Here is an 18,886-nt window from a genome sequence, read left to right as displayed (position 1 = left end):
GAACTTTCGACGGGCAACGCTATTCGGTGCGGAGGAGGTAGAAGCGGAAGAAGCCGAAGTCCTCGATGGGGAGCACGTCGACCTCGGTGAAACCGGCATCGAGGGCATAGCGGCGCAGGGTCGCGGGACGCATGACGGTGCCCGTCGCGGCGCTCGGGGTGTGGCTCATACCGTCAGGGAGGCAGATGGTGAGGCTGTAGCCGTACATGAGCCGTTCGACGTCGTCACCGGGCGCGGTGAAGGTGTCGGCGACCGCTTCGTCCATGACGATCATGAACCCGCCGGGTGCGAGCGACCGCCGTACGGCAGCCAACACTTCGACCGGTCGGGGCATGTCGTGGACGCACTCGAATGCGAAGGCCGCCTGGAAGTTTCCATCGGGCAGTTCGGACGCGTCGCACTGCGTGAACGTGACGCGTTGCGCCACATCGGCATTCTCCGCGAGGTTCGACCGGGCCATCTCCACCGACGGGGCGTCGATGTCGAAGCCGTGAACCTTCGCATCCGGATAGGTGCGCGCGATCGTGATCGTCGACCATCCCCCGCCGCAGCCGATGTCGGCGATCTGCGCGCCCGGCTGACCGAGCACCCGGTCGACCTCCGGTACCGACCGCAGAGCATCGGGCAGCGCCTTCTCGAACAGCGGCCTGTTCGCGTCGGCCTGCGACTCGCACACGTCGCGGCCGAACTGGCTCCAACTCACGCCGCCACCGTTGCGGTACGCCTCGAGCAGACCGGGAAGCTGCATCGTCGCGCCGACGATCATCCGGGCGAGCGGCGCCATGTACGCCAGGCTGTGCGGATCGGTGAGTACCTCGCGACCGACCGCAGACAGCGTGAAGCGTGGGGGATCGCCGTCGTCGACGTCGAGCAGACCGGTCAGAGCCTGCTGCTCGAGCCACTCGCGGGTGTACCGCGGGTGGGTTCCGGTGCGTTCGGCCAGTTCGCCGGCCGTCGCAGGTCCGTCGTCGGCGAGGCTTCGGTACCAGCCGAGACGGTCGCCGATCAGGATCGTGAGGGTGTCCATGGTGCCGAGGACGGAATCGAGGACGCGCTGCGCGTACGCGTCGACGGAATCGAGGTGGACGGAGGAAGTCGTCGAGGTGGACATACGGATCATCTCCCGAGGAGAAGTGGATGTCGTCCCCACCATCGTCGCCCCCGGATCCCCGGATGTCACCGTTCCGTCGGGAGTTGCTCCTCCGCGCCGGACTCCTCGGACGACCGCACGAAGTCGACGAAGGCGCGACCGGCCTTCGACAGCGAGGCCGGGTCGAACACCAGTCCGTACGACTGCGCGAAGGTCGGCTCGCACGGACGGACCACCGCGACGTCCTGCGCCGACTCGGCGAGCGTCCGTTCGACGAACGACCCACCCAGACCGGCGAGCACCATCGGCAGGCGGGCCTCGCGATGATCGGTGAGCACGGAGATGGGACGGCGCACCTCGGCCTGCCGCATTGCGTAGTCGATCGCGTCGCTCACGGAGCCACCGCCGCGCGGCACGAACACCATCGGGATGTCGGGGAGCTCGGCCAAGGACAGCGGCCCGGGTGGCAGATCGGTGCCGGGGGGATAGGCGAGCCAGTACTCGGTCTGTCCGAGCTCGATGATCTCGAGACCCACCTCGTCCTCGACGGGCAGATGGGTGACGACGAACTCGCAGTAGCCGTCGTGGATGACCGACGCGGTGAACTCCTCCGCACGCAGATCACCGAGGCGCGCGGTGACTTTGGGATGGAGACGGCGGAACTCGGAGACCAGGTCGACGATCGGGCCGGTTGCGAGAGCGGGGAAGACCATCAGATCCAGTCGGCCCGTCACCTCGGTCGTCGACACGGTGAGCAGCTCCTCGACCGCGTTCACATCGCGGAGGATCTGCCGGCTCGGGCCGATCAGTGCCTTGCCCGCCGCGGTGAGCACCATGCCGCGCCCGATGCGGTGGAACAGCTGCACCCCCAGCTCGCGCTCGAGGCTGCGCAGTGCCTGGGAGACGGTGGGCTGGGCGACGCCGAGCTCGGCGGCCGCGCCGTTGATGCCGTCGTTCTCCACGACGGCGAGGAAGTATTCGACCTGACGGAACTCCATGTCGTCACGCTTCCCAGGGGGTGCCGGTGGTGGTCGCCACGAATGCGGCGGCAGCGGGGGACAGATCGCCGGGTCGCATCACCAATCCGACGGGACGCCGGAACGGTGGGTCCAGGGGCCGGACGACCGCACCGGGGATCTGCTTCTCGGCGACGCGACGCGGCACGATCGTCCCGGCGGTGCCACGCTCGACGAACTGCCACAGGGCTGCCTGGTTGGCGCAGTCGACGACGACGTTCTGATCGCCGAGCAGTTCACCGGTGCGTGCGGCGCTCGCGCGGGAGCCGAGGTCGAGGACCAGCGGGAAGTCGCGGACCTGGGCCCGGGTGACGGGGTCGGGCACGTCGGCGGCGAGGTCGGGGTGCACGGCGAGCACCATCTCCTGCTCGAGGACCGGAACGGTGATCATGCCGGCGTGATCGACGGACAGGTCGGTGATGCCGATCTCCGCCTCGCCGCGGCGCAGCGCCGCGTGGACTCCGGGAGGGCCTTCGGCGTCGTTCACCCGCACGGTCAGGTTGGGGTAGCGCCGACGGAAGCGCTGGACGAACTCGATGACGGGGTGGATCGAGAACGTCGCGAAGGTGACGATCTCGACACGACCGGCCTGGAGATCGCGCACCGCCGCGACCTTCTGTTTCGCCCGCTCGACGTCGGCCAGGATGCGGCGTGCGGCGCCCTCGAGGACACGACCGTCCTCGGTGAGGGTGAGCCGTCGGCCGGTGCGGTCGAACAGGGTCGTGTCGAGGCGGCGTTCGAGGGTGCGGATGGCCTGCGACAACGACGGCTGCGAAATGTAAAGTGCCTGAGCAGCTTTCGTGATCCCGCCGTGGTCGACGACCGCCACGAAATAGGTCACGAGGTGCAAGTCCACCCGATTATCGTAGGTGACGCTCAGAACCGTCCCGGACGCAACCGTCAGGAAGGGGTGTCTACCGGGCGCGGTACCCGCCATCCGCCGGTGAACGACGGCTCGCGTTTGTCGACGAATGCACGCATCGCATCGGGGGCGTCGGTGGCGTGGTTGATCGCCTGCGAGCGGGCCTCGTTCTCGAGTGCTTCGCGGAGCGTGAGCGACGAACCCTGCTCGAGCATCCGCGCCGACATGCTCACCGCGACCGGCGGGGCGGCGGCCAGCCGCGCGGCCAGTTCGGCGGCGCGACCGGCGAGGGCGTCGGGCTCGACGAGCTCGGTCACCAGGCCCAGGTCGTATGCTTCCTCGGCGCACACGATGTCGGCGAGCATGACCAGACGCTTCGCCTGGTGCAGTCCCACGAGGCGCGGCAGGATCCACGACCCGCCGAAGTCGATCGACAGTCCGCGCCGCGCGAAGATCTGACCGAACTTCGCGGTGCGGGAGGCGACGACCACGTCGCACAGCAACGCCATGTTCCATCCCGCGCCCACCGCATACCCCTCGACCTGCGCGATCAACGGCTTCGAGAACTCCGCGACGGCGAGCGCCGTCTCGTTGATCTCCCGCATACGGTCGAGGGGATGGGTGGAGTCGCGCCGCTCCATGTCGGCACCGGTGCAGAAGTCACCACCGGCGCCGGTGAGGATCACGGCGCGGACGGAATCGTCGTGCTGGAGCGCACCGAACGTCTCACGCAACGACCGCCACGCCTCGACCGTCATCGCGTTCTTGCGCTCCGGTCGACTCAGCGTGATCGTGGCGACCGAGCCGTCCTGCGCGACCAGAACATCCGACATTCCTACTCGCCCTTCCAGACCGGTGCGCGCTTCTCGGCGAACGCCCGGGAGCCTTCCTTGGCGTCGGCCGACGCGAAGACCGGGTCGATGAACTTGCGCTGCGCGACGAAGGCGTCGGGGTCGGTGTAGTTGGCGGCCATCGCGACGACCTGCTTGGTGGCCTTGACGGCGAGGGGGCCGTTCGCCGCGACGCGGGCGGCGAGTTCCTTTGCCACGGTGAGTGATTCACCAGGCTCGGTGACGCGGTTGACCAGGCCGTGCTGGTGGGCGACCTCGGCGGTGAGTGGGTCACCGGTGATGGCCAGTTCCATCGCGAGCGGGTAGGGGAGGATCTTCGGCAGGCGCAGCAGGCCGCCGGCCGCCGCCGCGAGTCCGCGCTTGACCTCGGGGATACCGAACTTCGCTTCGCGCGACGCGACGATCAGGTCGGCGGACAGGGCGAGCTCGCATCCACCGGCCAGGGCCCAGCCCTCGACGGCGGCGATGAGCGGCTTGCTCGGCGGTGCCTCGGTGAGGCCACCGAAACCGCGGCCGGGGATCGACGGGCGCTCCCCGCGTGCGAACGCCTTCAGATCCATTCCGGCGCAGAACGTTCCGCCGGCACCGGTGAGGATGCCGATGGTCAGGTCGGGGCGTGCCTCGAACTCGTCGATGGCCGCGGCCAACGCCTCCGAGACCTCCAGGTTCACGGCGTTCTTGGCCTCGGGGCGGTTGAGGGTGAACACCGCGACGCCGTCGGCGAATTCGGTGAGGACAACGCTCATGTCAGTTTTCCTTCGTATGGGTCGGAGTGGAGAGAGTCCAGTGGGCGGGAGTGCCACCGTCGGAACGGATGTCGCCTCTATCGGCGAGAACGAGCAGATGGGCCTGGGTTTCGCGGACGGCGAGTCGCTGCAGCCGGGGATCCATCACATCGATAGGACGCGACCACGTGACGCGGGTTGTGATCTCCCACGCCGTCGACTCGGGCCTGGACGCGACGGCATCGCGGATCTCGTCGAGACGGACCTCGTGGTGGTCCATGAGTTGGCGTGCGCGTTCGGTGACTCCGCGGAACCGGTACTCGTGGGCGGGCAGCACCTCGCAGTCCGGCAGAGCCGTCGTCGCATGCAGCGACAGCAGGTAGCGGTGCAACGGGTCGCCCAGTTCGCCGGGGCCGGAGGAGATGTTGGGGCTGATGCGCGGGAGCATGTGGTCGCCGCTGAACAACAAGTCGCGGTCGCGGTCGACGAAAGCGAGGTGACCGGGCGTGTGGCCGGGCGTCCACACCGCTTCGATGTTCCACCCGGGCAGATCGAGTCGATCACCATGAGCGAGAACGACATCCGCGCTCTCACCTCGGGGGAAGCGGACGAGTTCGAAGCGGGCGGCCTCGACGACCTCGGGCGGTGCGCCGAGTCCGGTGAGGTCTACGCGCCATGCTTCCTTGTCGGCGGCGGCGTCCTCCGGGGTGAAGTGCCCGAGGGCGGCGGCGTCGGCGGCGTGCATCGCGATCACAGCGCCGGTCGTTTCCTTCAACCGGGGTGCCAGACCGAAATGGTCGGGATGCAGGTGAGTGATCGCCGCGTAGCGCACCTCGGTGATGTGATGGCCGGTCGCGGCGACACCGGCCACGAGGGTGTCCCACGACTCCTCGGTGTCCATACCGAGGTCGATCAGGGCGAGGCCGTCGTCGAAGGCGAGCGCATAGGACAGCACGTACCGCAGCGGGTTCTTCGGCATCGGAACCGGAATCGACCACAGTCCTGGCCGCACCTCTTCGACCGGTGGCAGTACGCCGGCCGCCCACGCTTCACGCTGGACGGTACCGAGATCCTCGGTGACGATCATGACGTCGTTCCTTCCCGTGCAGGAGCGAACTCGTCGCGCAGTGTGCGCTTCAGGATCTTGCCGCTGGCGTTGCGAGGCAACTCGTCGACGAAGTGGATGTGCCGGGGCTTCTTGTAGGAAGCCAGACGTTCGACGGTGAACTCGAGGAGTTCGGCCTCGGTCGGTGTCTCGGCTCCGGGCGCGACCCGCACGACGGCGGTCACGGCCTCGCCCCACCGGTCGTCCGGAACTCCCACCACTGCGACCTCGGCGACGGAAGGATGTTCGGAGATGACCGATTCGACCTCGATCGGGTAGACGTTCTCACCCCCGGAGATGATCATGTCCTTCACGCGGTCGGTGACGAACAGGTAGCCGTCCTCGTCGATGTGCCCGGCATCGCCGGTGCGCAGAAAACCGTCCTCGGTGAACAGGGCGGCGTTCTCGGCCTCGCGTCGCCAGTAACCCTGTGTGTTGTTGCGCGACCGGCTCACGATCTCACCGGTTTCGCCGCGGGGGAGCGGTTCGCCGGTGGCGAGGTCACGGATCTGGACCTCGATCCCCGGCAGCCCGGTGCCGGCCGAACGTAGGAGGTAGGAGCGCGGACCGTGCGGGTCGTGGTCCTCGGCACGTAGCGCTGTGAGGGCGCCCCTCGTCTCGGTCATCCCGTAACGCTGCACGAAGCGGCAGCCGAGGGTGTCCATGGCGCGGGCGAGTTGCGTGGGCGTGATGGGAGAGGCGCCGTAGGCGACCAGACGCAGCGCCGACAGGTCGTAGTCCGACAGGTCGGGCATCTCCACGAGCATGTTGATCACCGACGGCACGAGGAATGCGTGGGTGATGCCGTGCTCGGAGATGGCGGCCGCCACCAGGTTCGGGCGCATCTCACCGAGCAACACCAGGTGCAATCCCGCCGACAGGGTCGTGCTCATCCAGCCGGCGCCGGCGATGTGGAACAGGGGCAGCGCGTCGAGGGACACCGAGTCCTCGGTGAACTCGTACAGCGCGAAGTTCTGCGGTTCGTTGAACAGGTTGTGATGCGTCGCCACAACACCTTTGGGTCGACCCGTGGTGCCCGAGGTGTAGAGCTGCAGCACCTCGGTCCGCGGGTCGTCGCCGAAGCCGGGGTCGATGTCGTCACCGGAGGCGACGAAGTCGTCCCACGACCGTGCACCGGGAACGGTGGAGGCGTCGCCGACCACGACGATCTGTACGGTGGGCAGGACTGTGGCGGCAGCGCGGGCCGATGCGGCGAACTCGTCCTCGACGATCAGGACGTCGAGCTGCGCGTCGTCGGCGATGTCGGCGATCTCGCCCGGGTTCAGGCGCCAGTTGAGCGGGGTGAAGACCAGTCCGGCCTTGGCGCAGCCGACGAACGAGGACGCGCCGGGTAGGCCCATGCGCAGCAGTGCGCCGATGCGCTCGGACGTCGCCGGAACGGTCGCGAGCGCCGAGGCGACCCGGTTGGTGAGCGCGTCGAACTCGGAGTAGGTGAGTGTGGTTCCGCCGGAGCTGACCGCCGCACGATCCGGATGTTCGACTGCCAGCTGCCGGATTCGGTTGGGAAGGTGCAACTCGCTCACATCACGCTCCTGATCGACACGGCCGACGCGCGGACATGCCGTCCACGCCGTTCCAGTCGATCACGATCGTGACTGCTGCCACAAAGACCTGCAGCCGTACGCAACGTTAGGGCAAACCTATGGGCGCGTATCGAGACCGACGTCGTGTGCGAAATCCTTGACGGGTCTCGCACACGACGTCGGTCTCGAGGCGATCGATCAGTCGATCTGCAGTTCACCCATCCGGCCCCACTCGGTGCCCGGAATCTCCGTGTTGAGGATGCGCGGGGTCTCGACCAGCGCCGGCCGCATTGCGTCGAGCCCCCTGCGGAAGTGATCGGACTTCACGTGCTCGGATCCGGCGTCCCCGTCGCGGAACGCCTCGACGAGAACGAACTCGGACGGATCGTCCACGCTGCGGGACCAGTCGAACCACAGGTTCCCGGGTTCGCTGCGAGTCGCCTCGGTGAACTCCGCGGTGGTCTCGAGCCAGCTGTCCTGGTACTCGGGCTTCACCTTGAAACGGACCACGATGAAGATCATCTTGCCTCCGGTCGGTAGATGTTGGAGGGACGGATCGTCCCTTCGTCGAACATATCGCCGTACTCACCGGTGAGGGCGTCGAATCCGTGACCGAGCGGCAGACCCCTACGAGGCAGCCCGACACGTCAGCGACGTTCCGTCAGCCGCTCGTAGGACACCCGCCACACCCATTCGACCGGTCCCTGGCGGAATCGGCCGAGCCACCAACGGGATCCGACGACCATCACCGCTCCCACCGCGATGTACACCGCGATCGTGAACGGGACCCGCATGGCGGGGTCCACGGTCTTCGCCAGACCGAATCCCCAGTCGTAACAGAGCACCGACGCGACGATGTTCTGCAGGATGTAGCAACTCAGCGCGGTCCGCCCGATGCGTTCACAGGCGGTGCCGACCGTGCCGGTGGTGGACCTGCCGATGTAGAAGTGGGCGATCCACGCCAGCAGGCCGAGCGCGACGAACGGGGCGATGCCGTAGCGCGCTGCGAATACACCTGCGGCACCGCCGAACAGACCCACGGCGAGGTCGAGCGGTGCTGCGATCGCCCCGACCACCATCAGCCGCCGGCGCAGCACCGCACCTCTGCTGTCGAACAGCCCGGAGGAATACAGTGCGGCGCCGGTCAGGAACAGCGCGACCGTCATCGGGATCACGAAGATCACCTCGGCGCGGAACGCAGCGGCGTTGTCCACGCGGAAGACGATCATGTCCCACCAGGTGGCGGTGGTCAGCTCGGGGGTCTCCGCATTCGGCGGTGAACTGGCGAGCGCCACGACGAGCGCGGTCACGGCCAGCGCGTGAACAGCGACGGCCGTACCCGCGACCCACAGCCGCACACGACGGGAGGAGATCACGAGCCCGCACACGAGCATGGACGTCAGCGCATACCCCATGAGGATGTCGAACTCGGCGACGAGCAGGTAGTGCACCACCCCGTCGACGAAGAGCAGGGCGGCGCGTACCCGGTAACCGCCGGGCCACGGCCGCCCCGCTCGCTGAGCGGACGCCGCCTGCACGGCCAGGCCGATCCCGAACATCAGTGTGAGCAACCCGAGGAACTTTCCCTGCGCGAGTTGCATGAGGATGCGTTGCGGCCACGGATCGGTGCCGATCGAGGCGAGATATCCGACGATCCCGGCGGGGTCGGTGAAGATCCAGACATTGGCGGCGAAGGTGCCGAGGATGGCGATCCCCCGGGCCACGTCGAGGGCGAGGATACGTTGCTGTCGCGTCGTCGAACCGGTGACCGTCATGATCCTCACCATGCGATGCGGCGGGGTCGGCGCGCGTCGGCCGACCGGGGGATGACGGGTCCTCCATGCGGGTGACCCGCGTTCGGTGATCTCCCCGAGAGCAGACATCGGCGAGGAGAACAGAGCAGGAACTGTCGGGTCCCGTGAGCCTCGGTGATGTGAACATGGAGCCATGCACGAAACCCCCACCGAGCTCGCCGACCTCCAGGTGCTCCTCGACACGTCGCTGTCCCGGTCCACATCCCACCTGAGGTCGATCGTCGACGAGTCGCGGACCCTCACGGCCGAGCAGCTCGTCGAGGTGCTCACGGGCATGTGCGTCCTCTCGCTGGCGACGGTCACCGCCGGCGGGGAACCGCGCATCAGTGCTGTGGACGGACATTTCCTGCACGGCAAGTGGTACTTCGGCACCGCTCCCACTGCAGCCAAGGCCCGGCATCTCGCCGCGCGTCCCGCGGCCAGCGCGGCGCACGTGCGCGGGGAGGACCTCGGCGTGTTCACACACGGCCACGTGGAGATTCTCAACCCGCGCGGCGGTGAGCCGGCCGACGACTGGCCCGAACTGCTCGCCTACCTTCAGTCGTTCTACGGCGGGGACGCGTTCGACTGGAGCGAGGAGGTGGTCTACTACCGCCTGAACCCGCACTGGATGACCGTGTACGCGCCCGATGTCACGACACTCGTCGATCGGCGCTGATCCCTCTGTGCGAGGGGACGATCAGTCCGGAAGCGAACTACCACCCAGCGCGCCGCGCAGATGCTCGGTCTCGGTGGGCAGGCTGTCGGGAACGAACGTCCATCGGCCTCCCGTCCACGGATCGGCCAGCTCCCCGTCGACTGGAAGCTTCTGCGCCTCGTCCCACAGGATCTCCGCGACCCGATCGTCCGGGGGATCACCCGCGAGGACGACCGAGACCCGGCCGGCACTGCCGGTACGCGCGATCCGGACGATCTCGAGCAGGTCGTCGTGGTCGTAGCCGTAGGGGAACCCGGCGAGGACCAGCAACACGGGTGAGGCGGTCTCTGCGTCGACCTGCCGGGCGAGCGCGTCGAGGTCCGCCGCGTCGGCCAGCCCCCGGAGTCTGGCGGGGACCCGCGACCGGTCGTGGACGGGCGGTCCGGCAAGTCGGGCTGCGGTGAGGGGTTCGAGTGCGGGCAGCGTCCGCCCGGGATCGACGAGGTGCAGCAGGGTGTCGGGCCGGGCCGTGAGCAGCCGCACGACCACGGACGACACGACGGGACCGAGGTCGGCGGGGTCGCCGTCGATCCACAACGGTCGCGTGAGCGGTGCCGGCAGGCACAGGGGGATGCGCAGCGGACCCAGATCGGGCGCCGTCACCTCACCCACCCGCACGCCGTCGCTCGGCAGGTGCACGTGCATCCAGGCCGGGGAGATCCAGGATGCGAGTGCGGGCGGCAACGTCGCGTCGACGGTGAGCAGTTCGGCGGCGAGCACCGCGCTGTCGTCGCGGTAGCGGGCCTCGGCGACACCGACGAGCTCGTCGTAGCGCTGCTGCGCACGCGCCCGGGCACGGTCGGCCTCGGGCTCCATGCGCCGGGCGGGATCGGCCGCCGCTGTCGAGAGTTCGTCGTCGAAACGGTGCTGGGCGAACTCCGCACTCGACGTGTACGCGGCGGCCGATCGGGCGGCGTCCTCGAAGATCTGCCACAGCACCTCGAGAGGTGAGAGGCCGATGACCGGGCCGGGCCCGGGAGCGGCCACCTTCTCCGCGTCGGAGGGTGACTCGACCTCCACCCCGTGCGCGGTGAACATCTCGGCGAGTCCACCGGCGTATCCCTGGCCGAGGGCGCGGATCTTCCATTCGTCGTGACGACGGTAGATCTCCCAGCACAGCAGCGCCGTCTCGGTACCGACCGCCGGTTCCACGTGAAACGACGCGAGGACGGTGCCCGCCGCGTCGCACAGCGAGGTCGACACCGCTGCGGGTCGCTCGCAGCCGACCGCACACAGCACGCGTGCGCCGGGACGGACCGCGTCGACGTCGACGACGATCACCTTGCCCTCGAGCCGAACGCCCGCCGTCGTCGGTTGGTTGTAGAACACGACGTCGTCGGAGGACGCCACCTGCAGGCCGTCGTCCACGACGAACGCGCACACGTCCAGAGGGACGGATGCGGTCGCCGTGAAACGGGCCGTGCGGGTCGGCAGCGGGGCGTTGCGCCCCGCTGTGAAGAGTTCGCCCACCGGTCAGACGGCCAGGAACCGGCCCAGTTGCGGCGCGGCCTCACCGGGATGCTTCGCCTGCATGCCCTCGCCGATGGCCTGCAGCTTCCATTCGCTGCCCTGGCGGTAAACCTTCGCCATGACCATGCCCGTGAACGGCATGCCGCCCTGCAGCGTGTAGCGGGCCAGCTCGGTGTCGATCGTGCCGTCGACGAGACGGCAGAACGCGTTCTGCACCTGCTCGAAGGTGTGGCCCTTGTAGGAGGTCACGATGAACATCACCGTCGTGACATGGGCGGGGACCCGCGTGAGGTCGACGAGCATCACCTCGTCGTCGCCCTCACCGGCACCGGTGAGGTTGTCGCCCTGGTGCTGGACCGAGCCGTCCTTCGACTGCAGCTGGCCGTAGTACACGACGTCGGCGATCTGGTTGTCGGCGAACATCACGGCCGAGGCGTCGAGGTCGATGTCGGCGGAACGGTTGCCGAACAGGCCACGCTTCTCCACCGGATCCCAGCCGAGCCCCATGCGCAGGAAGGTCAGCGCGACGCCGCCGTCCTTGCGGAGGGTGACCTTCTGGCCCTTCACCAGGCTTACCGGGCGGTTCTTCGTGAGGCTGACCTCCGCAGGCTGTGCCGGAGGTGTCTGCTGTGCCGGAGGCGGTGTCTGCTGCACGGGCGGGGCCGGAGCCGGCGTGGGAGCGACGGGCTGAGGTGCGGCAGCAGGCTGGGCGGGTGCGTCGTCGACGCTGACCCCGTGATCGGTCACCAACGCCGCGAAACCGCCCGCGTATCCCTGGCCCACGGCGCGGACCTTCCACGCGCCCTGGCGCCGGTACAACTCCAGCGCGATCACGATGGACTCGGTGCTCAGTCCGTCGATCCGGTACTCGTACAACACCGTTCCCGCACTGTCGGACACGCGCGCGGTGGGCGGTGCGAACCGGCCGAAGCTACTCGACGCGTCGTCGAGGGTGATCACGGCGCGCACCTGATCAATGTCGGCGGGAACCTGCGCGAGCGACACGGCGAGCGAGGCCGCCTGCCCGGGCGCGCCGGATACGAGACGCACACCCGGCCCGGTGGGCTGGTTGAAGAACACGAAGTCGGCGTCGGAGCGCACCTTGCCGTCGGCCTTGACGAGCAGTGCGGACAGATCGGCGGGCGTGGTCAGCTCGAGCGAGACGACGACGTCGGATGCGGTGAGCGGTCCGTTCTGACCCTTGGAGAGCGGAGTCGGCAAGAGATGTGTCCTCACTGTGTCGGTGACCGGGCACCTTCTACTCTACGAAGCGACCGGAAGACGAGCGGATCGGGCGAACCAGGCGAGGATCTCCTCCCCGGCGGTGACGCCCGCGGCGTCGGTCACCGAGACGGTCGGGTGGCGCCAGTCCATCAGTTCGAGTTCGCCGTGGCGAGGCCGGATCGCGGCGTCGGCGGCCTTCAGCATCTCCGCATCGAGCGCACCGTCACCCGCGGCGAAGACCGGGGCGTCGTCGGTAAGCACCCCGCGGTCTCGGAGCCGGCGGTGCACCTCTGCCACCGCGCGGCTCTTGCACACGCTGTTCGGCATCGTGTAGATCTTCCGGCCCTGCTGCGACGCGTTCCAGCCGCGCGTCGAACACCACTCGTGCCAGTCGTCAAGAAATCCCGCCGGTTGCCCTGCGACGTCGACGACGAGGTAGCAGAACAACTCGTCGGCGATGCGGAACTTCGACACCCAGTCCTCGGAGATTCGGCGGCGCAGTTCGGTCGTCATCTCGTCGAGGCTCGCACCCCCCGCGCGTACCGCTGCTTCCACGGTCCTGCGCCAGTGCGGGTCGAGATGCCCGTCCTCGAGGATCGACCCACCGTTGCTCGCGATTGCATAACGCCACGGACCGCCGGGGAGGTCGATGCGGCGGAACTGTTCGGGTGTGCGCGTGGTCGTCGGCACCATCGCGACCTCGCCGGCGAGCGTCCGAAGCTGTTGCGCAGCAATGTCGGTGACGTACGACAGCGGCGCGCTCTCGTAGTACTCGACACAGAGTAGATCCTGCGTGTCGAACTGGTCGCCGGTCATCGCGGCGCGCGAATAGATGAGGGTGCGGTCGAGATCGGTGGCGACCAGTGCGGTCGCAGTGCTGGTCACGGCAGGTCCTTGATCAGTCCCATGCAGGAGTAGGCCAGGTCGGGAACCTCCTCGACGGGAACGTCGCGAGCGGCCGCGAGCATCCGGATATGGGCGTGCTCGTCGGCGGTGATGTCGCGCACCAGAACCTTCCAGGGAACGCGGCGCAACAGCACGCGGGTGGTCTCTCCGACACCGGGTTTGACGAAGTTGACGCTCGAGATGCCGTACTGCGCCCGCACCCGCTCGACGGACTCCCAGCCGGCCCAGGTGGGGGTGCGGTCGGATTCGAGCACTGCCTGCGCGGCCGATGCGATGTCGCCGCACGTGTCGAACTCCGCGGCGACGGCGTCCAGCAGATGATTCGACACGTCGTCCGCGGCCAACTCGGCGTAGAACTTGGCGCCGTGGAACTCCCCGGGGCCGATCAGGCTGTCGTTGAGGACCGTTCGTGAGACCAGTCCGGAGACGGTGGAGTTCAGGCAGGCGGAGGCGATGAGAAAGTCGTCGCGCGTGCCGTAGGTGCGGACGCAGTGGCCGGGGTCGGCGAGTACCGCGAGATCGTCGGACAGGACGGGACCGCCTCGCGCGGTGTATTCGGCGAGCGCAGCGGACAGTTCACGCGCGATCGCGCCTTTGCCCGTCCAGCCGTCGACGAAGACGACCGACGCGGGAGCGTGCCGCGCGGTGATGTGGTCGAGAGCGGCGGAGTCGATGCCGCGACCCCGGACGATCGACACGGCGTAGTGCGGCAGCGTCAGACCGTGGTGGTGCAGCGCCCATCGACGGATCAGGATGCCGATCGGGGTGCCCGCCCGCGCGAGCGACACGAGGGTCAGGTCGGTTCCGCGTTCGGAGAGAAGCAGTTCGGTGACCGTGCCCACCGCGTGCGCCAACCGGCCCGCAGTGCCGGCCAGTGCCTTGTCGAACAGTTCGCGGTAGGCGGCGTCGGGTTGGTACTCGATCGGCAGGGACTCCGCGTAGTGCGCGAGACCCGCCTGGATCCGCGCCTCCCGTTCGGCGATGTCGCCCTCGAGGTCGGCGTGGGAGAGATCCTTGAGCAGCCACGTCACCTCGTCGGGCGCGTAGGAGCCGAACTCGGGTCCGGTCAGTGGCACGGTCATACGGTCTCCCTGTGGGTGCGCAGCACCGTCGGATCGGTGGCGGGCACGATCACGACGAGGACGTCCTCACCGGCAGCAGTGAGCACGTCGAGAACACCTCCCGGTGCGCGCAGGCGGTCGGTGTCGGCGGGCGAATCGATGACGAGGATCAGCTCGGCGCGGACCTCGGTGGACGTAGGCCACTGCGCGTTGTAGAGGAAGCGCGGCACCTCGTTCTCGAACTCGCTGTCGATGTGTTCGGGTGCGGTGAAACGGAATCCGCGGCGCAGCGGATATCCGTCGACGTCCATCACGTGGACGGGGGAGCGGGTCGTGGTCTGGAACAGGGCGGGAGTGCCGCGGTCGACGAGTGCCTCGGCGAGTCGCAGCGGCAGATACATCAATTCCTCGTGTCCGACGACGACGGCGGGTCGCCGGGCGTCGCGTACGTCCGCGATCGTGTCGGCGAGCGTCGACAGAGCCGCGTCGAAGGCCGCCGCGTCGGTGCGCAACATCCCGTGCCGCCCGCCGTCGGGCACATGGGACGGCCACGCCGCGTGGAGGAACCGGACGTCGCCGCGTTGCTCCCCCACCGGATTGAGGAGAGGGTCGGGTAACGCCGCGACCCGCGCGACGAGATCGTCGGGGACGACGGATCGTCCGGCGGCCAGGCTCACGTGCTCGATGCTCGTGCCGAGTTCCGCGGCGACCTCTGCCGTCCGGCGGCGATCCTGTTCCGACCGCATGTCGACGAGGGAGGCGAGGACGTAACGATTACGCGGATGATCGCGGTGCAGCGCGCGGATGGCATCGAGGGCCGTTGCTCCCGTGGAGATCTCGTCGTCGACGAGCACGAGCGGCGCGGCGTTGGCGAACAGTGCGCCGGAGGTCGGCTGCAGCAGGTGGAAGGTCGCGTGCGAGTGCCCCTCCTCGAATCCGGTGAGCACCTCCGCTCCGGGAACCTGGCGTCGCGTCGAATGCAGACAGCATGCGGCGTCGAGGGCGTCGGCCACGCAGTGACCGAGACCCGTTGCGGTCTCGGCGAATCCCATGACGACGGCGTCGGATGCCGCATCGCCGAGGAGGTCGGTGACGAGCCGGCCGAGCCGGTGACCGGCGCCGCGCACCGCGGCCGGTTCGGTGGGGATGTGCTTGCCGAGAACCGTGGAGACGAGCAGGTGCGCACGCCGTGGATTGCGTCGCAGCCCGGGCCTGACGAGCTCGGGAACCGTGTAGCCACATGACGACTCCGCATGTTCGAGAGCGAAACCGAGCTCTGCGGTGGCCCAGGGGATGTCGAGAATATCGGTCATCGGTCCACCAACGCCGTCAGCAGGTCGACGAAGGTGATCCCCTTGCGGGTGACACCGAACACCGACGCGCGCAACAGGGTCTGCTCGGCCCACGTACGGTGGGGTCGTCGTTCGTTCATCTTGTTCCCGTATCCCGAGGCCTGCACACCACCGGTGTCGCGATCGAGGATGTCGGTCGCATCGTGGAACTCCTCGTGGGTCACGGCCGACAGGGCATGCACCGCAGCGACATGCGACGGATGGATGACGGTCTTGCCCTGGATGCCGTTGGCGCGGTCGAGGGCGATCTCGCGCAGCAGACCGTCGAGGTCGCGGCTGACGAGCTGCTGACGGAACAGCACGGCATCCTGTTCCTCGAAGGGTGTCGAGCGCAGCATCGGTCTGAACATGCGTTCGTGGTCGGCAAAGTACTCCCAGACGGGCCCGGTGATGACGAAACCCGTTCCGTCGGTTCGCCCGAGGTGGTTGACGATGTCGGCGATCACGTCGACGACGACCCGGACGTCGTAGATCGTCAGGTCGCGGTCGCGCCGGATACCGAAGGTCGCGCACATGTCGGTCGCGCCGATCCGGACGGCGAGGATGCGGTGGCGATGTTCGGCGAGGATGCTCGAGATCGCACGCAATTCGCCGTCGCGGGTCTCGCGGTGGACGACCTCGGCCGACTCGATGACGGGCATCGCGTAGAGGTGACGGCCGAGGAGGTCCGACGCCGCGGCCACCGCCTCGAGGAAGACGGGGCCGGTGTGTGCGGTGAACTTGGGCACCACGAATCCGGTCAGCACGGCCTTGCCGGCGCCGAGCATAGACGCGATCCGCCCGACACCGTCGGCGGTGCGGACACGGACGAACAACATCATCGGCGTCGGTCCGCGTTCGGCGAGCGCATCGAGTGTCGCGACGGCGTTCTGCAGGCCCTGCTCGACCTCGTCGTCGGCGACGGCGTCCTCGAGGTCGAGCACCATCGACGTCACACCCTCGGCCGCACGTTTCGAGATGGTCGTGACGAGATCTCCGCGCGTCGCGGGTACGTAGAGCGTGGCGCCGAGAGCGGTCGCCAGGCGGTCGCGATCGTCGCTGTGCCCGAACGGCTCGGGACGGTGCAGGAACAACTCCTCCATCGTCGCGCCGTCGAGATGCCGAAAGTGCTGCATGGCGCGCACTTCGGTAAGCGTGGCCCCCCTCATGCGTTCTCGGTCCGTCCTCTCATCCGATCGACCACTCCTGCAATGAAGGTAGACACCGCATCCAAATCTCTGACGTAGGCCCAGTAGTCGGGGTGCACACCGGTGAGTGCGTCGACGGCCCTGTCGATCCGGCTCAACTGCGAGTCGAGAACGGAACCCCATTCTGCGGTGAGACCGCGTTGCACGGCCAGGTGTTGTGCGTCACGGAGGCGGAACCGTACCTCGTCGACCTTGGCCCCCGGATTCTGCCGGACGGAACGCAGCGTGGCGAGTCGTGCGGTCACGGCGTCGACGAGTTCCTCGGCGCGTGACAGCTCGGCGCGGATCGCCGCGACCAGCTCGAGCGCTTCCTCGGGGCGGCCGTCCTTCGCCGCCGCCCGTGCGCGTCCGAGCTGGTCCTCGGCGCGAGCGAGCAGTTCGGCGGCCTGTTTCTCGTTCCCGGACAGGTCGGCGGAGCTGGCCGCATTGAACTCGCGCAACAGCGCGGAGAAGGCCGGGGCGAGACCTTCCGCGCGGGTCCGGACCGCTCCGATCCTGGTGGTGACCGAGGCGAGGGTGCGAACGGCTTCGTCGCGGCGCCCCGGTGCTGCGGCGAGGGCGTCGAGCAGAGCAGTGGTCGCCTCTTGGACTCGGAGGGCCGCTGTGCGGGTCGCGCCCACGCTGTGCGCTGCATCGAGGCTGTTCAGGGCCTTCTCGAGCGTTTCGGTGGCGGATCGGACCGACGGATAGTTCGCAAAGGAAGCAAAATCCGAGGTCTGCGTCGCGGCGAGGGTGTTGCGCGCTTCGGTACGCATCCGGTGTGCCAGCTCGGGCACCGTGTTCGCCACGGTCGTCATGTGCTCGAGGTGTCCCCGGTTGTTTCCGAAGAATTCATCAAGTGTTCGTGTTGCTTCGGTTATCTGCCGCAGTGCCTGCTCGTAGGCCGGAGCAGGTGCGAGCGGTTGTTCCGGATCCGTCACTGCCAGTTGAAGATACGTCTCACCGGCGCGATAACACGCCTGACGGATGGGATCCCACTGACGGAGCAGGTGCCGTTCGGGTTCGAGCTCGTAGGACGCGGCCACACCGGCCTCGATGACGGACTGGCGCTTGTCCATGTCGAGGAACGCCGCGACCATCGCATCGTGTGCACGACGAGCCGCGGGATCTTCCGTGTTTCCCCCGCCGAACAGGCGGCGCGTCCATCGGCTCGCCACAGAACCGAATGGTACTGGGCGCACGTCCACCGGGCCGATCCGTCACCTTTCCGCCGGTCGGAACTGTGGTTCGTGCGGGTCACGAAGTGAGGCGCGGGACCGGGCATAGTGGATATGGGCGTACCCCACGGCAACAACTAGTGTGGGGAGAAACGCACACCGGGCGTGCCCTATACCGGTACGTCGACCGTTGGAACGATCGAAAGGACCCCGCATGGGCGTCAGCTTGACCAAGGGCGGAAACGTCTCCCTCACCAAGGAAGCTCCGAACCTGACGGCAGTGGCCGTCGGCCTGGGCTGGGACGTTCGCACCACCACCGGCACCGACTTCGACCTCGATGCCAGTGCCATCGCTACCGGGGCCGACAAGAAGGTCGTCTCCGACCAGCACTTCGTCTTCTTCAACAACCTCAAGTCGCCCGACGGTGCCATCGAGCACGCCGGTGACAACCGCACGGGTGAGGGCGAAGGCGACGACGAGGTCATCAACGTCGACCTCGCCGCCACCCCGGCGAACATCGAGAGCATCTTCTTCCCGGTCTCGATCTACGATGCCGATTCCCGCAGCCAGTCGTTCGGCCAGGTCCGCAACGCTTACATCCGCGTCGTCGACCGCGCGAACGGCAACGAACTCGCTCGTTACGACCTGTCCGAGGACGCCTCGACCGAGACCGCCATGGTCTTCGGCGAGCTGTACCGCAACGGTGCGGAGTGGAAGTTCCGCGCCATCGGCCAGGGCTACGCGTCCGGTCTCGCGGGTATCGCCCGCGACTACGGCGTCAACGTCTAGTTCGTTTCTTCCGGGTTCCGGCTTCGGTCGCAGTA

Annotated in this window: 18 protein-coding genes; 2 read left to right on the top strand and 16 right to left on the bottom strand. The window is 68.1% G+C overall.

The genetic code is table 11. From position 1 onward, the window contains the following. Positions 1–19 precede the first annotated feature (19 nt). The 9 genes from KXC42_RS22965 to KXC42_RS22925 form a co-directional block, all read right to left on the bottom strand. Positions 20–1,120, bottom strand: coding sequence for a class I SAM-dependent methyltransferase (locus KXC42_RS22965; protein WP_200359022.1), 1,101 nt, complete (start codon positions 1,118–1,120; stop codon positions 20–22). 56 nt (positions 1,121–1,176) lie between these two features. Then, a complete protein-coding gene (locus KXC42_RS22960) occupies positions 1,177–2,088 on the bottom strand; it encodes a LysR family transcriptional regulator (protein ID WP_019290612.1) in 912 nt (303 codons plus the stop codon). A 4-nt stretch (positions 2,089–2,092) separates the two neighbouring features. Then, a complete protein-coding gene (locus KXC42_RS22955) occupies positions 2,093–2,962 on the bottom strand; it encodes a LysR family transcriptional regulator (protein WP_006550724.1) in 870 nt (289 codons plus the stop codon). 44 nt (positions 2,963–3,006) lie between these two features. Then, positions 3,007–3,801 (bottom strand): enoyl-CoA hydratase/isomerase family protein, encoded by a 795-nt coding sequence (locus KXC42_RS22950; protein WP_019290613.1) that lies wholly within the window; start codon positions 3,799–3,801, stop codon positions 3,007–3,009. Between the two features lie 2 nt (positions 3,802–3,803). Continuing rightward, on the bottom strand, positions 3,804–4,565 hold the full coding sequence (locus KXC42_RS22945; RefSeq protein ID WP_219129638.1) for a crotonase/enoyl-CoA hydratase family protein: 762 nt from the start codon (positions 4,563–4,565) through the stop codon (positions 3,804–3,806). Position 4,566: 1 nt separating this feature from the next. Beyond that, entirely contained in the window at positions 4,567–5,631 is a 1,065-nt protein-coding gene (locus KXC42_RS22940; RefSeq protein ID WP_006550722.1) for an MBL fold metallo-hydrolase, read from the bottom strand. Next, positions 5,628–7,193 carry a long-chain-fatty-acid--CoA ligase gene (locus KXC42_RS22935; RefSeq protein ID WP_219129637.1) on the bottom strand — a complete coding sequence of 522 codons (1,566 nt, stop codon included), beginning with the start codon at positions 7,191–7,193 and terminating at the stop codon, positions 5,628–5,630. The genes KXC42_RS22940 and KXC42_RS22935 overlap by 4 nt, the downstream gene beginning before the upstream one ends. Before the next feature lie 198 nt (positions 7,194–7,391). Then, on the bottom strand, positions 7,392–7,715 hold the full coding sequence (locus tag KXC42_RS22930) for a putative quinol monooxygenase (RefSeq protein ID WP_006550720.1): 324 nt from the start codon (positions 7,713–7,715) through the stop codon (positions 7,392–7,394). A gap of 125 nt (positions 7,716–7,840) precedes the next feature. Beyond that, complete coding sequence (locus KXC42_RS22925) at positions 7,841–8,968, bottom strand: DUF418 domain-containing protein (RefSeq protein ID WP_373922172.1); 1,128 nt, start codon at positions 8,966–8,968, stop codon at positions 7,841–7,843. A 172-nt stretch (positions 8,969–9,140) separates the two neighbouring features. On the opposite strand from KXC42_RS22925, the gene KXC42_RS22920 reads away from it, so the two are divergent. Continuing rightward, a complete protein-coding gene (locus tag KXC42_RS22920; protein WP_006550718.1) occupies positions 9,141–9,665 on the top strand; it encodes a pyridoxamine 5'-phosphate oxidase family protein in 525 nt (174 codons plus the stop codon). A 21-nt stretch (positions 9,666–9,686) separates the two neighbouring features. Here KXC42_RS22920 and KXC42_RS22915 read toward each other — a convergent pair whose 3' ends face one another. The 7 genes from KXC42_RS22915 to KXC42_RS22885 form a co-directional block, all read right to left on the bottom strand. Next, positions 9,687–11,174 (bottom strand): TerD family protein, encoded by a 1,488-nt coding sequence (locus KXC42_RS22915; protein ID WP_033097519.1) that lies wholly within the window; start codon positions 11,172–11,174, stop codon positions 9,687–9,689. 3 nt (positions 11,175–11,177) lie between these two features. Further along, on the bottom strand, positions 11,178–12,395 hold the full coding sequence (locus KXC42_RS22910; RefSeq protein ID WP_033097518.1) for a TerD family protein: 1,218 nt from the start codon (positions 12,393–12,395) through the stop codon (positions 11,178–11,180). A gap of 42 nt (positions 12,396–12,437) precedes the next feature. Further along, positions 12,438–13,214, bottom strand: coding sequence for an HAD family hydrolase (locus tag KXC42_RS22905; RefSeq protein ID WP_052040079.1), 777 nt, complete (start codon positions 13,212–13,214; stop codon positions 12,438–12,440). A 65-nt stretch (positions 13,215–13,279) separates the two neighbouring features. Continuing rightward, positions 13,280–14,386: a cysteine protease StiP family protein gene (locus KXC42_RS22900; RefSeq protein WP_219129636.1), complete on the bottom strand. Its 1,107-nt coding sequence runs from the start codon at positions 14,384–14,386 to the stop codon at positions 13,280–13,282. After that, entirely contained in the window at positions 14,383–15,678 is a 1,296-nt protein-coding gene (locus tag KXC42_RS22895; protein WP_019290621.1) for a phosphoribosyltransferase family protein, read from the bottom strand. Before KXC42_RS22895 ends, KXC42_RS22900 begins: the two co-directional genes overlap by 4 nt. Then, on the bottom strand, positions 15,675–16,832 hold the full coding sequence (locus KXC42_RS22890; RefSeq protein WP_006550712.1) for an HpcH/HpaI aldolase/citrate lyase family protein: 1,158 nt from the start codon (positions 16,830–16,832) through the stop codon (positions 15,675–15,677). Before KXC42_RS22890 ends, KXC42_RS22895 begins: the two co-directional genes overlap by 4 nt. A gap of 29 nt (positions 16,833–16,861) precedes the next feature. Next, positions 16,862–17,983 (bottom strand): hypothetical protein, encoded by a 1,122-nt coding sequence (locus tag KXC42_RS22885; RefSeq protein ID WP_200360275.1) that lies wholly within the window; start codon positions 17,981–17,983, stop codon positions 16,862–16,864. Positions 17,984–18,275: 292 nt separating this feature from the next. Here KXC42_RS22885 and KXC42_RS22880 point away from each other — a divergent pair, with 292 nt between their 5' ends. Then, entirely contained in the window at positions 18,276–18,851 is a 576-nt protein-coding gene (locus KXC42_RS22880) for a TerD family protein (RefSeq protein WP_006550710.1), read from the top strand. The last annotated feature ends 35 nt before the right edge of the window (positions 18,852–18,886 follow it).

It is taken from the genome of Rhodococcus sp. LW-XY12 (genome assembly GCF_019317345.1).
GTDB lineage: Bacteria > Actinomycetota > Actinomycetes > Mycobacteriales > Mycobacteriaceae > Rhodococcus > Rhodococcus pyridinivorans.
The sequence above is the reverse complement of the archived record's forward strand: the minus strand, read 5'-3'. Positions and strand labels throughout refer to the sequence as shown.

Bases quoted from the DNA above. Each gene is read 5' to 3' on its own strand.
- KXC42_RS22965 (WP_200359022.1), bottom strand. From the start codon at position 1,120: ATGATCCGTATGTCCACCTCGACGACTTCCTCCGTCCACCTCGATTCC.
- KXC42_RS22960 (WP_019290612.1), bottom strand. From the start codon at position 2,088: ATGGAGTTCCGTCAGGTCGAATACTTCCTCGCCGTCGTGGAGAACGAC.
- KXC42_RS22950 (WP_019290613.1), bottom strand. From the start codon at position 3,801: ATGTCGGATGTTCTGGTCGCGCAGGACGGCTCGGTCGCCACGATCACG.
- KXC42_RS22945 (WP_219129638.1), bottom strand. From the start codon at position 4,565: ATGAGCGTTGTCCTCACCGAATTCGCCGACGGCGTCGCGGTGTTCACC.
- KXC42_RS22940 (WP_006550722.1), bottom strand. From the start codon at position 5,631: ATGATCGTCACCGAGGATCTCGGTACCGTCCAGCGTGAAGCGTGGGCG.
- KXC42_RS22930 (WP_006550720.1), bottom strand. From the start codon at position 7,715: ATGATCTTCATCGTGGTCCGTTTCAAGGTGAAGCCCGAGTACCAGGAC.
- KXC42_RS22925 (WP_373922172.1), bottom strand. From the start codon at position 8,968: ATGACGGTCACCGGTTCGACGACGCGACAGCAACGTATCCTCGCCCTC.
- KXC42_RS22920 (WP_006550718.1), top strand. From the start codon at position 9,141: ATGCACGAAACCCCCACCGAGCTCGCCGACCTCCAGGTGCTCCTCGAC.
- KXC42_RS22905 (WP_052040079.1), bottom strand. From the start codon at position 13,214: ATGACCGGCGACCAGTTCGACACGCAGGATCTACTCTGTGTCGAGTAC.
- KXC42_RS22900 (WP_219129636.1), bottom strand. From the start codon at position 14,386: ATGACCGTGCCACTGACCGGACCCGAGTTCGGCTCCTACGCGCCCGAC.
- KXC42_RS22895 (WP_019290621.1), bottom strand. From the start codon at position 15,678: ATGACCGATATTCTCGACATCCCCTGGGCCACCGCAGAGCTCGGTTTC.
- KXC42_RS22890 (WP_006550712.1), bottom strand. From the start codon at position 16,832: ATGCAGCACTTTCGGCATCTCGACGGCGCGACGATGGAGGAGTTGTTC.
- KXC42_RS22885 (WP_200360275.1), bottom strand. From the start codon at position 17,983: ATGGTCGCGGCGTTCCTCGACATGGACAAGCGCCAGTCCGTCATCGAG.
- KXC42_RS22880 (WP_006550710.1), top strand. From the start codon at position 18,276: ATGGGCGTCAGCTTGACCAAGGGCGGAAACGTCTCCCTCACCAAGGAA.